This is a genomic window from Naasia lichenicola, assembly GCF_004801885.1.
Classification (GTDB): domain Bacteria; phylum Actinomycetota; class Actinomycetes; order Actinomycetales; family Microbacteriaceae; genus Naasia; species Naasia lichenicola.
Map to the genome: position 1 here is coordinate 619,201 of NZ_SSSM01000001.1, position 14,121 is coordinate 633,321.

The 14,121-nt window shown below is 70.2% G+C and carries 14 protein-coding genes; 8 read left to right on the forward strand and 6 right to left on the reverse strand.

Annotated features, from left to right (window positions below):
• Nucleotides 1-18: 18 nt before the first annotated feature.
• The 4 genes from E6C64_RS02915 to E6C64_RS18855 form a co-directional block, all read right to left on the reverse strand.
• Complete coding sequence (locus E6C64_RS02915) at nucleotides 19-2,265, reverse strand: beta-glucosidase family protein (protein ID WP_233255422.1); 2,247 nt, start codon at nucleotides 2,263-2,265, stop codon at nucleotides 19-21.
• A gap of 120 nt (nucleotides 2,266-2,385) precedes the next feature.
• On the reverse strand, nucleotides 2,386-3,795 hold the full coding sequence (locus E6C64_RS02920) for an ABC transporter permease (protein WP_136426102.1): 1,410 nt from the start codon (nucleotides 3,793-3,795) through the stop codon (nucleotides 2,386-2,388).
• Nucleotides 3,792-4,553, reverse strand: coding sequence for an ABC transporter ATP-binding protein (locus tag E6C64_RS02925; RefSeq protein ID WP_136426103.1), 762 nt, complete (start codon nucleotides 4,551-4,553; stop codon nucleotides 3,792-3,794). Before E6C64_RS02925 ends, E6C64_RS02920 begins: the two co-directional genes overlap by 4 nt.
• Nucleotides 4,554-4,746: 193 nt before the next feature.
• On the reverse strand, nucleotides 4,747-4,884 hold the full coding sequence (locus E6C64_RS18855) for a hypothetical protein (RefSeq protein WP_158437716.1): 138 nt from the start codon (nucleotides 4,882-4,884) through the stop codon (nucleotides 4,747-4,749).
• Between the two features lie 172 nt (nucleotides 4,885-5,056).
• Here E6C64_RS18855 and E6C64_RS02930 point away from each other — a divergent pair, with 172 nt between their 5' ends.
• The 6 genes from E6C64_RS02930 (at nucleotide 5,057) to E6C64_RS02955 (ending at nucleotide 10,835) form a co-directional block, all read left to right on the forward strand.
• Entirely contained in the window at nucleotides 5,057-6,037 is a 981-nt protein-coding gene (locus E6C64_RS02930) for an ABC transporter ATP-binding protein (protein ID WP_136426104.1), read from the forward strand.
• The gene (locus tag E6C64_RS02935; protein ID WP_136426105.1) at nucleotides 6,034-6,843 is read left to right on the forward strand and encodes an ABC transporter permease; all 810 of its coding nucleotides are present in this window, start codon (nucleotides 6,034-6,036) and stop codon (nucleotides 6,841-6,843) included. The genes E6C64_RS02930 and E6C64_RS02935 overlap by 4 nt, the downstream gene beginning before the upstream one ends.
• Before the next feature lie 17 nt (nucleotides 6,844-6,860).
• A complete protein-coding gene (locus E6C64_RS02940; protein WP_136426106.1) occupies nucleotides 6,861-8,018 on the forward strand; it encodes a sensor histidine kinase in 1,158 nt (385 codons plus the stop codon).
• Nucleotides 8,015-8,626, forward strand: coding sequence for a response regulator transcription factor (locus tag E6C64_RS02945; protein WP_136426107.1), 612 nt, complete (start codon nucleotides 8,015-8,017; stop codon nucleotides 8,624-8,626). The genes E6C64_RS02940 and E6C64_RS02945 overlap by 4 nt, the downstream gene beginning before the upstream one ends.
• A 75-nt stretch (nucleotides 8,627-8,701) precedes the next feature.
• Nucleotides 8,702-9,973: a lactate 2-monooxygenase gene (locus E6C64_RS02950; RefSeq protein WP_136426108.1), complete on the forward strand. Its 1,272-nt coding sequence runs from the start codon at nucleotides 8,702-8,704 to the stop codon at nucleotides 9,971-9,973.
• A gap of 250 nt (nucleotides 9,974-10,223) precedes the next feature.
• Complete coding sequence (locus E6C64_RS02955) at nucleotides 10,224-10,835, forward strand: LysE family translocator (RefSeq protein ID WP_136426109.1); 612 nt, start codon at nucleotides 10,224-10,226, stop codon at nucleotides 10,833-10,835.
• 6 nt (nucleotides 10,836-10,841) lie between these two features.
• Here the strand turns inward: E6C64_RS02955 and E6C64_RS02960 are convergent, their stop codons facing one another.
• Together E6C64_RS02960 and E6C64_RS02965 are read right to left on the reverse strand one after the other, a co-directional pair.
• Nucleotides 10,842-11,219, reverse strand: a complete 378-nt coding sequence (locus tag E6C64_RS02960; RefSeq protein WP_136426110.1) for a hypothetical protein — start codon at nucleotides 11,217-11,219, stop codon at nucleotides 10,842-10,844.
• Between the two features lie 61 nt (nucleotides 11,220-11,280).
• Nucleotides 11,281-12,510: an MFS transporter gene (locus E6C64_RS02965; RefSeq protein ID WP_136426111.1), complete on the reverse strand. Its 1,230-nt coding sequence runs from the start codon at nucleotides 12,508-12,510 to the stop codon at nucleotides 11,281-11,283.
• Between the two features lie 158 nt (nucleotides 12,511-12,668).
• Here E6C64_RS02965 and E6C64_RS02970 point away from each other — a divergent pair, with 158 nt between their 5' ends.
• Both E6C64_RS02970 and E6C64_RS02975 read left to right on the forward strand, forming a co-directional pair.
• On the forward strand, nucleotides 12,669-13,202 hold the full coding sequence (locus E6C64_RS02970) for a universal stress protein (RefSeq protein ID WP_136426112.1): 534 nt from the start codon (nucleotides 12,669-12,671) through the stop codon (nucleotides 13,200-13,202).
• Between the two features lie 58 nt (nucleotides 13,203-13,260).
• Nucleotides 13,261-14,073: an alpha/beta fold hydrolase gene (locus E6C64_RS02975; RefSeq protein WP_136426113.1), complete on the forward strand. Its 813-nt coding sequence runs from the start codon at nucleotides 13,261-13,263 to the stop codon at nucleotides 14,071-14,073.
• Nucleotides 14,074-14,121 lie beyond the last annotated feature (48 nt).

The window sequence follows — 14,121 nt, forward strand, 5'->3', positions numbered from 1 at the left end:
CGAGCCAGCGCTCCGCGACTAGTCGTCGAGGGCTTCGTCCTGAACCGCGGTGCGGCGTAGCGGGCGAGCTCCGTCCCAGCTGCTCGGGCTGTGCTGCGCGGCGAGGACGACCCAGTTCCCCGGTCGAGGCGACCACTGATGCGTCCGAGGATCGCGCTGCAGGGTCGGGCCGGCATCGAGTGCGACCTCCACCACCGTCTCGGCCTGCGCCGGCACGGTCACCTTCTGGAAGCCGAGCAGCCGACTCACCGGCCGCTCGAGGGAGAGGTCGGCGGCGTAGAGCTGGACGACGATCGAGCCCTCGCGGTCTCCGGTGTTGCGCACCGAGACCCTGGCGCTGCCGCCCGCCTCGTCGAACCGGTGGTCGAGGAGCGTGTGCTCGATGCTCGTGTAGCCGAGGCCGAAGCCGAACGGGAAGGCGGCCGAGTGACCGTCGGCATCGAGCTTCCGCTGACCCCAGCGGTCGTCGTAGACGACGGACTTCGCGGTGCTGTCGAACGCAGGCAGGTGCCGGACATCGGTCGGGATGACGAATGGCAGACGGCCGGACGGCTCCGCCGCTCCGGTGAGCACATCGGCGAGCGCGTGGCCGCCCTCCATCCCGCCGTACCAGGCCATCAGCAGCGCCGGCACCCGGTCCCGCCAGGCTTCGACCATGATCGCGCTGCCGCCGATGAGCACGACGACGGTGCGCGGGTTGGCGGCGCTGACGGCCCGGATGAGCTGCACATCGGCGGGGCGGAGATCGATGGAGCTGCGGTCGCCGCCCCGAACGAACTGCGACGCGAGATGCGCGAGGGCCACGAGCGGCGCCCGCAGCGGGCCGGACCGGAAAGCGCCGCTGAGAACCCCGACCTCGACACCGCCGTTGATGACGGACTCGCCCTCGTCGTGCTCATCGAGTCCGACGACGACCACCGCGATGTCCGCCTCCGCGGCGACCCCTGCGGCGGCTCGGGCGTCCGAGCGCGACGGCGTCAGGATCTCGACATCCGGCAGTGCCTCGCGCAGCCCATCGAGGGGGGAGACGGTGGACGGAGGGCGAACGCGCGAGGAGCCGTGATCGCCGATGTTCTCCCGCGCGGCCAGGCGGCCGACGACGGCGAGGCGCCGGATCGACGAATCGAGGGGGAGCAGCGGCGCATCCCCGACCAGCTCGTTCTTCAGCAGCACGATCGACTCCGCGGCGACCCGCCGGGCGAGATCGCGGTGCGCGGGGGAGGCGACAACCTCCGTGCCGGGTTCTGACTCGTCGCGGGTGGCCGCGTGCAGAACGGTGGTGCGCAGGATGCGGTGCGCCGACTGCAGCACGGTCGAGCGCTCCAGAACCCCTGATCGCAGTGCATTCGGCAGCTCGCGAGCGCGGAGCAGGCGCAGCGGCATCTCCACGTCCATCCCCGCCCTCAAGCTCGCGACCGCGTGGTGCGTGCCGAACACCCAGTCGCTCGTCACGAAGCCGGAGAAGCCCCATTCGTTCCGGAGCACATCGGTGAGCAGGGGCGCGTTCACGTCCATGTACTCGCCGCGGACGCTGTTGTACGCGGTCATCACCGAGTCGACGCCCGCATCGACGACCGCCTTGAAGTGCGGCAGGTAGACCTCGTGCAGCGCGTGGTCGTCGACCGAGACGTCGACCTCGAAGCGCTCGTTCTCCATCGAGTTGAGCGCAAAGTGCTTGACGCAGGCCATCACGTTCGCACGCAGGCCGCGGGTCATCGCGGATCCCATCCGACTGGTCAGCACGGAGTCCTCGCCGTAGCACTCCTGCGCCCGACCCCACGCGGGATGGCGGAGCAGGTTGACGCAGACGGAGGCGGAGTAGTTCGCTCCTCGGGCACGGGTCTCGAGGCCGATGGCGTGACCGACCTCCGCCTCGAGCGCGGGATTCCAGGTCGCCGCCCGCGCCATGGTCACCGGGAAGGCGGTGGAGGACCCGATCACCACGCCGCGAGCGCCGTCGCTGAACCGGATGCCCGGGATGCCGAGGCGGGGGACCTCGCCGGCCACGAAGGGGCGACGGCCGAGGAGCAGTGGGATGAACGGCAGCAGTCGGCGGGGGGAGTCACCGTCGAGCATGCCGAGCAGCTCGGCATCGGTCAGGCGGGCGATCAGCAGGTCGGCGGCCTCGTCCGCATCCAGCTCTCCCGCCCGGACGGCACCGACGATCTGGTCGTAGAGGGCGGGGTCCGAGGCGGTGCGGTTCGAGGCGGTGCGATCCGCTGGATCGTCTGCTCGTGCGGCACGATCCTCCGCACGCATCCCCATGCATGGAATTCTGCACCCTCAGCGACCGCCGCCTTCGCGCTCGCCCACGTGTGAGAAGCCGAAAAGTGCGGGAATCGGGGCCCGATAACCGCACTTTTCGGCTTCTCACCGGCGGGCTGGCTAGTCGAACGCGAGGGCGGCGACGGGGGAGACCCGCGTCGCCCGGCGCGATGGGGCGAGCGATGCTCCGATCGTGAGAGCTGCGGCCGCGCCGATCAGGACGAGGAACAGCGGGAGCGGGATGGACGGCGGCACCAGGGTGCCGATCCCGTTCATGGAGCCGAGGATCGACTGCGCGCCCGCCCAGCCGTAGAACGTGCCGAGGACGAGCCCGATGAGCACCGAGGCGACGGTCAGCTGCGCACTCTCGGCGAGGATCATCGAGCGCACCTGGTGTGCGGTGAAGCCGAGCGCGCGGAGCAGTCCGAGTTCGCGCGTGCGCTGCAGCACGCTGAGCGACAGGTTGTTCACCATCCCGACCGCGGCGATCAGCGCGCTGAAGCCGGTGATGACGGTGAAGACCGCGATGGTCGTGTTGAAGGACTGCTCGATGCCCGCGTAGTAGACCGGATCGTCCTGCACTGCCGAGATCAGCATGTGCTTGTAGCTCTCGAGGGCGACGCCGAACATCGTCACGAGGGTGACGCCGATGACGAGGCCGATCGTCGTCCTCGAGCTGCGCTCCGGATAGCGGAGCGCGTTCTCGACGGCAAGCCGGGATGGCGCACTCCCGCCGAATGCGCGGCCCACGAGCATCAGCACGGGCGGCATCACCAGATGCGCGCCCAGCACGAGACCGGTGAAGGACAGCAGTCCGCCGACGATGCCGACCAGCACGCCGAGTGGGGTGACCAGGCCGATGCCGACCCCGGCCAGCAGGATGCCGATCCCGGCCACGAACAGCGTGATCGCCGTTCCGTTGCGACCGCGGCGCGACCGGGCCTGCTCGATGGTCAGCTCCTGCGCGGCCCCCGTCGCTGCCATCGGGGACACGGTGAGCACGCGGCGCGACCCGATCCACGAGGCGAGCCAGGTGGATAGCGCCACGGCCAGCATCGGCAGGAGGATCGTCGGGTCGAGATAGCTGTAGGCGATGTCGGGCAGAACGCCCGTGAACACCGCGATGCCCACCAGCCCCGCCGTGATCCCCATGCCCAGAGCACCGCCGAGCACCGATCCGATCACGCCGACGACCAGCCCCTCGCGGGCGACCTGACGGCGCTGCGTGGCCGCGCTCGACCCGATCAGGCGGAGCAGCGCGATGGTCCGGGTGCGTCCGGCGATGATCGTCGCGAATGTGTTCGCGGTGACGACGGCCCCCACGTAGACGGCGATGGAGATGAACACCCAGGCGATCACGGCCAGCAGGTAGGAGACCGTCTCGCTCGAGCCTGTGACGTCATCCGCCCGGAGGGACGTGGCGAGCGCATCGATGGCGAGCAGCAGCGTCACCCCGAATGCGGAGCTGAGAGCGGTGACGATGAGGCTCGAGGCGTGCTCGCGCGGGCTGAACCGGCTGCGGCGGGTCACTGGGCGGCCTCCATCTCGAGCATGAACCGGCTGATGTCGGAGGCGCTCGACCGAGGCAGGTCGGAGACCAGGCGACCGTCGGCGAGGAACAGGATGCGATCCGCGTAGCTCGCGGCGATCGGGTCGTGGGTGACCATCGCGATCGACTGTCCGTACTCGTGGGCCGCTGTCGCCAGCAAGGCGAGCACCTCACGGCTGGTCCGGGAGTCGAGGTTGCCGGTCGGCTCGTCGGCGAAGACCAGATCGGGCCGGGTGGCGAGGGCGCGGACGATGGCGACGCGCTGCTGCTGTCCGCCGGACAGCTCGTGCGGACGATGGCGGAGCCGGTCGCCGAGACCGAGCGAGGAGATCAGCTGATCGATCCAGGCGCGCTCCTCGGCCGATGGCCGACGGCCGTCCAGCTCGAACGGCAGCAGGATGTTGCCCTCGATGTCGAGGGTCGGAACGAGGTTGAACGATTGGAAGACGAAGCCGACCCGACGCCGGCGGAGCAGGGTGAGCTCGGTGTCGCCGAGGTGGGTGATCTCGGTCTCGCCGAGCCAGGCCGATCCGGAAGTCGCGGAGTCCATGCCCGCCATGATGTGCATGAGGGTGGACTTGCCGGAGCCGCTCGGGCCCATGATGGCGGTGAACTCGCCGGTGCGGATGCCGAGGCTGACGTCGTCGAGCGCCGTCACACGGTTGCCGGTGGATCCGTACTGCTTCGTGAGGCCTTCGACGCGAGCGACGAGCCCGCTGGCCGGGGGAGGAGTGGTCATGCTCCGACGCTAGAAGTCGGAGGGATGGGCCACATCAGCCTCTGGTCTCGGGCGCTCCGCCGCGAGGATGAGGGAGCCGAGACGGATGGCGGCGTTGCGGCGACGGTGAGAAGCCGAAAAGTGCGGGAATGGGTCGTGAATAGCCGCAGTTTTCGGCTTCTCACCGCCCGGAGCAAGCGGCGCCAGGTGCGATTCAGCGGAGGATGGCCGCGGGGACCACGACCACGGCGACGAACGCGACGACTCCTGCGAGCAGCCAGACGGGTGCACCGCCGACCGACGCCTTGTACCAGGGCGCCTTGTCGTAGTGGGATCTCTTGCGGCGGGCCATCTGCCCGACGGTACTCGTGCTCGGATGCGGACTCGCTGATGGGCGGCCGATTGTCGCAGTCAGTTCACCTGATCGAAATACGTGGGCGCTCGAGGACCGGATGACAAAAGTCATGCCGTGCCGGTGACTCGCAGGACTGCCCGTGCCGAGCGTCGACGGATTGAATCGACGCATGACGATCAGCCAATCCGCCCCGCAGGCCGCGACCGCGGCCGTCCATGCCGTCGGACTCACCAAGCGATACGGCAGGGTGACGGCTGTCGGCGGCATCGATCTCACCGTCCAGCCCGGAGAGGTCGTCGCCTTCCTCGGCCCGAACGGCGCGGGCAAGACGACCACCATCGACATGCTGCTCGGCCTGGCCAAGCCCGACGCCGGATCCGTGCAGGTCTATGGGCAGAGCCCGCGCAGCGCCATCGCGCACGGCCTGGTCTCCGCCGTCATGCAGACGGGCGGGCTGCTCGAGGACATCACCGTACGCGAGACCGTGCAGCTGACGGCGTCCCTCTTCCCGAACTCGCGCCCGGCGGACGAGGTGCTGAAGCGCGCCGGGATCCTCGACATCGGCGATCGCAACGTCAAGAAGTGCTCCGGCGGCCAGAAGCAGCGACTGCGCTTCGCGATGGCCCTGCTCTCCGACCCCGGACTGCTGATCCTCGACGAGCCGACCACGGGAATGGACGTCGAAGGACGCCGCGACTTCTGGAACGCCATCCGCGAGGACGCGAAGTCGGGCCGCACCGTCATCTTCGCCACCCACTACCTGGAGGAGGCCGACGCCTACGCCGACCGGATCATCCTGGTCCGACGCGGCAGGATCGTCGCCGACGGCACCGCGGCCGCCATCAAGAACCTGGCGTCCGGACGGACGATCCGTGCGTCGCTGCCGAACGCCGACGAGGCCGCGCTCCGCGCCATCGTCGGCGTGAACTCGGTCGAGGTGCGGCAGGACAGCGTGCTTGTGCGCGCGGGCGACTCCGACGCGGTGGCCCGCTACCTGCTCACCCAGACGAGCGCGAAGGACGTCGAGATCACCTCGCACAACCTCGAGGATGCCTTCCTCGCCCTCACCTCCGACGACGCGGCCGCCGACTCGGCCGACTCGGCCGACGACACGGCAGAGCTTTCCGAACCCATCAGGAGCAACGCATGAGCACCATCGCCACATCCGCCGAGCGCCTCACCCGCTCGACACCGCCGCTGGGCGGCTTCAACCTGACGTTCCTCGCGATCGAGTTCCGACGTCGGCTGCGCAACCGGCGCACTCTCGCCTTCACGGTCGTCATGCCGGTGGCACTCTTCCTGCTCGTCGGCCTCCCGCTGAAGGACACCCCGCTCACCTCGCAGTCGATCGCCGACGGCGGGCTGAGCGTCGCGGCGTACATCCTCATCTCGATGGCGGTCTACGGCGCGATGGTCGCGTCGACGTCGGCCGGAGGGGCGGTCGCCGTGGAGCGCGCAACGGGCTGGAGCCGGCAGCTGCGCCTGACCCCGCTCAACCCGGTCGCCTACATCGCCACCAAGGTGGTCTCATCGCTCGTGCTCGGTCTGCTCGCCGTCGTGGCCACCTTCGCCGCCGGGCTGATCGCAGGCGTGCAGATGCCGGTGCAGGTCTGGATCCTGTCGGGGCTCGTGGCGTGGCTCGGTTCGCTCGTCTTCACGGCGCTCGGGCTGTTCATCGGCTACCTCGTGCCGACCGAGAACGTGATGCAGTTCCTCGGCCCGATCCTCGCGGTCCTGGCCCTGTTCGGCGGGCTGTTCACCCCGCTGGACCAGTTCCCGCAGGTGATCCAGGACATCGCCCGGTGGACGCCCGTCTACGGACTCGGCGAGATCGCCCGGGCGCCCCTGACCGGAGCCGACTTCGACATGCTCGCCGTGGTGAACATCGTGGTCTGGCTGGCGATCTTCGCCCTGGGTGCCGCGCTCGCGTTCCGCCGCGATACCAAGCGCGTCTGACGCGTATCCTCGCGACCGTGAGTGAGCAGGATGGGGTGCACCAAGAGGTGCAGGAGGTGCAGCGGATCGGCGGCGCCCCGTCATCCCTCCGCGTCGGGCTGACCGGCCGCGGCGCCCGGCGCTGGTACGCGGGCGGGCTCGTCGGCCTCGCCTGGCTCGTCAACGCGGGCTTCGACATCTTCGGCGCGGTGCCGTCGACGACGGATCGGGTCGTCGTGGTCGCGCTGCTCATCGCCTACGGGGCCGCCTACCTGGTGATCCCGCCGCTCAACTGGAGCGTCGCCGCTCGCTACCGCCTGCTGCTCCCGCTCGGGCTGCTGGCCCTGTCATTCGCCTTCGTGCCGTGGCTCGGCTTCGATGTCTACGCACTGTGGGTCTATGTCGGCGTCGTCGCGGCCATGAGCCTGCTGGAGTTCCGAGTCATCCTGGGCCTCGTCATCGTGCTCACCGGCGTGGCGGTCTGGTTCGCGTCGCTCGCCGGCGAGACGGGGGATCAGCTCTTCTACCTGCCGGCGATCATCGCGTCGGTGTCGCTGATGATGGCCGCCTTCGCGCGAGTGATCAACGCGATGAACCAGCTGCGGGCGACCCAGCACGAGCTGGCCCGGCTCGCCGTCGACACGGAGCGCACCCGCGTGGCCCGGGACCTGCATGACATCCTCGGCCACTCGCTCACCGTGATCACGGTCAAGGCGGAGCTGGCGGGGCGACTCGTCGAATCCGATCCGGTGCGGGCAGCTCGGGAGATCGGCGAGGTCGAGGATCTCGCCCGCGGCGCCCTGGCCGACGTGCGCTCGACCGTCTCCGGGTTCCGCGAAGTGAGCATCGCCTCCGAGCTGGCCGCAGCCCGCTCGGCGTTGGGCTCGGCGGGCATATCCGCGCAGCTTCCGGGCAGCGTCGACGACGTGCCGTCCGACTATCGGGAGCCGTTCGGCTGGGCCGTGCGCGAGGGCGTCACCAACGTGCTCCGGCACTCTCGCGCGACGTCGTACACGATCACGCTCGGCGCGGATTTCGTCGAGGTCCGCGACGACGGCGCGACGACCGGGAGCGCGCTGGGCACAGGCCAGGGGTCCGGCCTCGCGGGGCTGCGCGATCGGATGGGCGCCGCCGGCCTGCGAGTCGAGGCGGAGCCGGTCAAGAGCGGCGGCTTCCGGCTGCGGGTGAGCGCGTGATCCGCCTGCTCATCGCCGACGATCAGGCGCTCGTCCGCGGCGCGCTCGCCGCACTGCTCGGCCTGGAGGCGGACATCGAGGTCGTCGCCGAGGTCGGGCGCGGCGACGAGGTAGTGCCGGCCGCACTCGACTCCGCTCCCGACGTGGCGCTGCTCGACGTCGAGATGCCCGGTCTCGACGGCATCGCCGCGGCCGCCGCGCTCCGCGCTGCTCTCCCGACATGCCGGATCCTCATGGTCACCACCTTCGGTCGCGCCGGCTACCTGCGCCGGGCGATGCAGGCGGGCGCCAGCGGCTTCGTGGTCAAGGACACCCCTGCCCGCCAGCTCGCCGCCGCGGTGCGCACCGTCGCTGCGGGCGGGCGGGTGGTCGATCCGACGCTCGCCGCCGAGTCGCTGTCGAGCGGTGATTCGCCGCTCACCGAGCGCGAGACCGATGTGCTCTCGATCGCGCGCACGGGCGGCTCGGTCGCCGACATGGCGCTCAGCCTGCACCTCTCCGAGGGAACCGTGCGCAACTACCTCTCCAGCGCGATCGGAAAGACGAGCGCGCGCAATCGCGCCGACGCCATCCGCATCGCCGAGGAGCGCGGCTGGCTGCTGGGCTAGCCGACCTCCGGTTGGCTGTCGGGTTCGTTGCCGGGGTCGGCAGGGCAGGATGGCAGCTGAGCCCCGGGAGGACGCATGGCTGACACATTCGGACGGACCACCCAGTCCGCCATCTACCTCGCGGGGGTGGCCGGCACGAAGCCGGCCGTGCCGGTGAGCGCGTCGGCGCTCGAGGAGGCGGCCAGACGCAAGCTGAGCGCCAAGGCGTGGGCGTACGTCGCGGGTTCCGCCGGATCCGAGCACACCGCGGCCTCCAACCTCGAGGCGTTCCGGCGGTGGAAGATCGTGCCGCGGATGCTCGCCGGCACCGCGGAGCGCGATCTGAGCATCGAGCTGTTCGGCATCCGTCATCCGACGCCGTTCCTCGCCGCGCCCGTCGGAGTGCTCGACCTCGCTCACCCGAGCGCCGACCTCGGCATCGCGCGGGCCGCGGCGGATCTCGGCATCCCGTATGTGCTGTCCAACCAGGCATCCGTGCCGATGGAGGACGTGGCCGACGAGATGAATGCGGCCGACCGCTGGTTCCAGCTGTACTGGAGCAGCTCCGACGAGCTGGTCGCGAGCCTGGTCGGCAGGGCCGAGAGGAGCGGCTGCTCGGCGATCGTCGTCACCCTCGACACGCACACGCTGGGCTGGCGTCCCCGGGACCTCGACCTCGCCTATCTGCCGTTCGCGCACGGCCGGGGGATCGCCCAGTACACGAGCGATCCCGTGTTCCAGCGGATGGTGGCCGAGCGCGCGGCCGCTGCGGGGCCCGCCGGGAAGCAGCGGATCACCCCGTCGTCGGTGGCGACGCTGATCGACCTGTCCCGCAATCATCCGGGAGCGTTCGCCGACAACGTCCGCTCCATGGTGCCGCGGGTGGCGGTGCAGACCTTCCTCGACGTGTTCTCCCGACCGTCGCTCACCTGGCCCGACCTCGCCTTCCTCCGCGAGCGGACCAGGCTGCCGATCCTGCTCAAGGGGATCCAGCATCCGGACGACGCCGCCCGGGCGCTGGACGAGGGGATGGACGGCGTCATCGTCTCCAACCACGGTGGACGTCAGGTGGACGGGGCCATCGGATCGCTCCACGCCCTGCCTGGCATCGTGGACAGGATCGACGGCCGTGCACCCGTGCTGTTCGACAGCGGGGTGCGATCGGGGGCGGACGCCTTCGTCGCGCTGGCGCTCGGAGCACGAGCGGTCCTCATCGGCCGGCCCTACGTCTACGGTCTGGCGGTGGCGGGCGCCGACGGGGCGCGGGAGGTCCTGCGCAATCTCGTCGCGGAGCTGGATCTGATGCTGGGCCTGAGCGGGTACCGGAGCGTGGGGGAGCTGGGCCCCGAGGCGCTCGTCCGGATCTGAGCAGCCGGACGAGGAGCGGGCGCTAGCGGCGGGATCGGGCGGCCAGGACTCCGATGAAGACGGTGAAGATCAGCAGGGCGAACATCAGCCCGATGATCACGAAGGCTTCGATGGATTCGTCCATGCGGGGACTGTAGCCGGACGGCGTCGCCGGCGCGGATGGTGAGCTAGATGTTCACCGCCTCTTCATGTGGGCAGGTCGCGCCGGCGCAGCTAGGCGGCGAACGCCGATCCGACTACTGTCGCCCGCATGAGCATCGCGTTCCTGCTGACGACGCTGGTCGTCGTGGCGACTCCCGGCACCGGGGCCGTCTACACGATCGCTGCCGGCCTCTCCCGCGGAACGAGGGCGTCGATCATCGCGGCATTCGGCTGCACGCTCGGAGTGCTGCCGCACATGATCGCCGCGATCACGGGTCTGGCGGCCATCCTCAACGCGTCGGCGATCGCCTTCCAGACCATCAAGTGGCTCGGTGTCGGCTACCTGCTCTTCCTCGCCTGGCAGACGATCCGCGACCGTTCGGCCATCCAGGTCGACGAGACGGCGACTCCGGTGTCCGCGTGGAGGGTGATCCGCACGGCGGTGGTTATCAACCTGCTGAACCCCAAGCTGACGATCTTCTTCTTCGCGTTCCTGCCCCAGTTCGTGCCGGCGGGTGATCCCGACGGCACGCTGCAGATGGTCGTGCTCAGCCTCGTCTTCATGCTGGTCACATTCGTCGTCTTCGCGCTCTACGGGGTGTTCGCGGCGACGATGCGCAACCGGGTGCTCCGGCGACCGCGCGTGGTGGCCTGGATGCGACGCACCTTCGCGGCCACCTACGTGCTGCTCGCGGGGCGGCTGGCCCTCGAGAGCCGGTAGCGCAGGTCAGCGGCGCTTCTTCTTGCCGGTCTTCGACGCGTCCCAGTCGGTGAGGTTGTAGACCGCGATCAGCACGACACCGAGGGCGATCCAGTAGGTGCGCGCGCCGCGCTGCTTCGCGACACCGGTGACCAGCGGGGCGGCGATGTAGAGGGGGAGGCTGCTCTTCTCGAGCAGTCCGTGCAGGGCGAACGGCAGGATCTTCTGCGCCGCGTACGGCTGGATGGTCAGCGCGTTGAGGGTGCCCTGGATGACGCCGAAGGTCGCGAACAGGGTCTTCGCCTTCGCGCTGAGGCCGAGGACCTTGGGCAGCAGCAGGTTGCCGGCTGCGAAGCCGTAGTCGATGAGCGAGTGCAGTTCTGGGGTGATGGGTCGATTGGCCATTCCCTCAGACAACGCCTGTCCGGGTCCGCGCAGTAGGGCTTGCGCTCGGGCGACAGGAGGCCTAGCTCGACGGGAGAGCGGGCTTGCGACGATCGAGGACACCGCTCAGCGCGAGGACGAGCAGGCCGACGAGCGGCACGAGCAGCAGGCTGATCCGCAGGTCGGTCGCGTCCGACACGATGCCGATCACGAGCGGTGAGAGCAGGAAGCCGACTCGCATCAGCCAGGTGACCAGCGTCAGCCCGGTGCCGGGGCGCAGGCCGGGGATGCTGTCGGCTGCCTGCATCGTGGCGGGGACGAGGGTGGCGACGCCGAAGCCGGCGGCCGCGAACCCGAGCAAGGTGCCCGGCACGGATGGGAAGGCGAGGGCGGACCCCATGCCGATCAGCACCAGCGCCCCGCCGATCCGGGCCACCGTGCGCTGGCCGAGTCGGTCCACCATCCGGTCGCCGACCAGCCGACCGACGAACTGGAATCCGATCAGCGCGATGTAGCCGAGCGGTGCGATGGCGGCCGCGGCTCCCACCCCGTCGCTCATGTACAGCGTGGCCCAGGAGCTTCCGACGTCCTCGACGACCGTGGCGGCGATGGCGATCAGGGCGAGCGCAGCGAAGGTGCCGATCAGAGCGGGCGAGACGCGGGCGCGCTGCGCTACCTCCGAGGCCGCGGGGAGGGCGTTCTCCGTCTCGGGATCGATCTCCGGTTCATCCGGCCCGCGAAGGCGCAGCCGGTAGGCGATCAGGGCGACCGTCGCGAACAGCGCGGCGTTGATGATCAGGTGCAGGCCGATCGGCAGTCCGAGCGCGATCGCGCCGGCCGACATCAGCCCGCCGACGACGGCGCCGAGCGACCAGATGGCATGGAACGAGTTGATGATGGAGCGGCCGTAGCGCTTCTGCACCCGCAGCCCGTGCGCGTTCTGAGCGACGTCGGTGGGGGAGTCGATCATCCCCGCGAGGAGCATGCCGAGCGCGAAGATCGCGGGCACCGGCGCGATGCCGACAAGGAGGATGGCCAGCGGAAGCGCGATGGAGCCGATCGCGGCGAGGCGCGCAGAGCCGAGCCGGCGGATGAGGCTGCCGGCGAACAGGCCCGAGATCAGGGCGCCGACCGGGAACGCCACGATCGAGAGCCCGTAGAGGGTGTTGCTCAGCTCGAGCGCGTCCTTGATCTCGGGCAGCCGCGGCACGACGTTCGCATAGCTGGCGCCGTTCGCGAAGAAGAACGCGGCAACGGCGAGGCGCGCGCGGCGCTCGTCGCGGGTGGGGCCGGTGCTGGCCGAGGCGGTCAATGGGCTCCCTGTGGTCCGGAGGCGCCGCCGCTGCGTGCTCGCCCGGCATAGACGCTAGCGGGCTGCGCGGACACGTCGGGGCATGACCGGCCAGATGTACGCGTTTCACCTGGTCAGGAGGATACTGGAGGTCAGCTGGAACCCTTGAGGAGACGAAGATGTACTCACCCAACGGCAGTTCGATCGTGGTCGGGATCGCGCCCGAGATGTCCGACGCCGTGCTGCACTCGGCGGCGACCCTCGCCCGGCGGCTCGATGCGGAACTGGTCTGCGTGTCGGTCGATTCGGACAGCGTGCTCGTCGAGGAGCATCCGGACGGCACCGCCGTCAGCCGCATCCGGCTCCCCGCCTCGCTCGACGGCGGTCCGTATCTGCCGGTGACCGCCAACGACAACGTCGACTGCACGTTCGACGAGGGCACGGCGGAGCGGATCGAGGCGGCCCTGCGCGGCGAGGTGCAGTGGCGCACCGTCGCGACCGCGGGCGACCCGGCCGATCGGCTCGGGCAGGTGGCCAAGAAGCTGAACGCGATCATGATCGTCGTCGGCACCCGCAAGCCGGGGTTCCGCGGCACCATGAACGAGTTCCTCCGCGGCTCCGTGGCCGCCCGTCTCGCGCACCGCCAGCACATCCCCGTGCTCGTCGTGCCGCAGGGACCCGAGGTGGCCGCGCTGCCGTGGGAGGTCCAGTAGCACTCCACCGGCCCGCCACCGGACAGCTCGCACCAGGGGGAGGGTGTAGACCCGAGGCATGACATCGACCGTGCCGGCCCTGCTCGACACCCGGTACATCGAGCTGCGCGGGAATCGGTTCGCCTACTCGGACAGCGGTGCGGGACCGCTCGTCCTCAACCTGCACGGGCTCACCTCGAGCCGCTCGAACGACCATGCCTCGGGACTTGCGACCTTCGATGCCGTCGCCGCGGCAGGCCGTCGGCTGATCTCCTACGACGCCCGCGGCCACGGCGAGAGCGGTGGATCGCTCGCGCCCGACGACTACCGCTGGGATCGGCTCGCCCTCGATCTGCTGGCGTTCGCGGATCACTTCTCGCCCGACGAGCCGGTCAGCGCGATCGGCTGCTCGATGGGCACGGGCACGATCCTGCACGCCGTCACCGCGCGGCCGGAGCGGTTCGATGAGCTGGTGCTCACCGCCCCGCCGACCGCCTGGAACACCCGTGCGGCGCAGGGCGACATCTACCGGCAGCTGGCCGCGATGATCGACTCGCAGGGCTGGGAGCTCGTGGCTCGGACGATGGCAGCCGCCCCGTCACCGCCGATCTTCGAGGGTCTCGCGGAGTGGGGGATTGCGCCCGACATCCGGCCCGAGCTCATCTCGACGGTCATGCGCGGAGCCGGCGGAAGCGACCTGCCGCCGATCGAGCGGATCACCTCGATCGAGCAGGCGACGCTGCTGCTGCCGTGGGCGACCGACCCCGGTCACCCGGTCTCCACGGCGGAGCGGCTCTACGCGGCCATCCCGGGGTCGAGCCTCGAGGTGGCGACGACAGTGGAGCAGATCCGCGGATGGGGCGCGCGCGCGGCGGAGTTCCTGCGGCGCTGAGGACGTTCACGGCCCACGACGGCGGGTACTCCCGGGCTGTGAATGTCC

Bases quoted from the DNA above. Each gene is read 5' to 3' on its own strand.
- E6C64_RS02950 (WP_136426108.1), top strand. From the start codon at position 8,702: ATGGCTGACACATTCGGACGGACCACCCAGTCCGCCATCTACCTCGCG.
- E6C64_RS02925 (WP_136426103.1), bottom strand. From the start codon at position 4,553: ATGACCACTCCTCCCCCGGCCAGCGGGCTCGTCGCTCGCGTCGAAGGC.
- E6C64_RS02915 (WP_233255422.1), bottom strand. From the start codon at position 2,265: ATGGGGATGCGTGCGGAGGATCGTGCCGCACGAGCAGACGATCCAGCG.
- E6C64_RS02935 (WP_136426105.1), top strand. From the start codon at position 6,034: ATGAGCACCATCGCCACATCCGCCGAGCGCCTCACCCGCTCGACACCG.
- E6C64_RS02975 (WP_136426113.1), top strand. From the start codon at position 13,261: ATGACATCGACCGTGCCGGCCCTGCTCGACACCCGGTACATCGAGCTG.
- E6C64_RS02970 (WP_136426112.1), top strand. From the start codon at position 12,669: ATGTACTCACCCAACGGCAGTTCGATCGTGGTCGGGATCGCGCCCGAG.
- E6C64_RS18855 (WP_158437716.1), bottom strand. From the start codon at position 4,884: ATGGCCCGCCGCAAGAGATCCCACTACGACAAGGCGCCCTGGTACAAG.
- E6C64_RS02955 (WP_136426109.1), top strand. From the start codon at position 10,224: ATGAGCATCGCGTTCCTGCTGACGACGCTGGTCGTCGTGGCGACTCCC.
- E6C64_RS02960 (WP_136426110.1), bottom strand. From the start codon at position 11,219: ATGGCCAATCGACCCATCACCCCAGAACTGCACTCGCTCATCGACTAC.
- E6C64_RS02930 (WP_136426104.1), top strand. From the start codon at position 5,057: ATGACGATCAGCCAATCCGCCCCGCAGGCCGCGACCGCGGCCGTCCAT.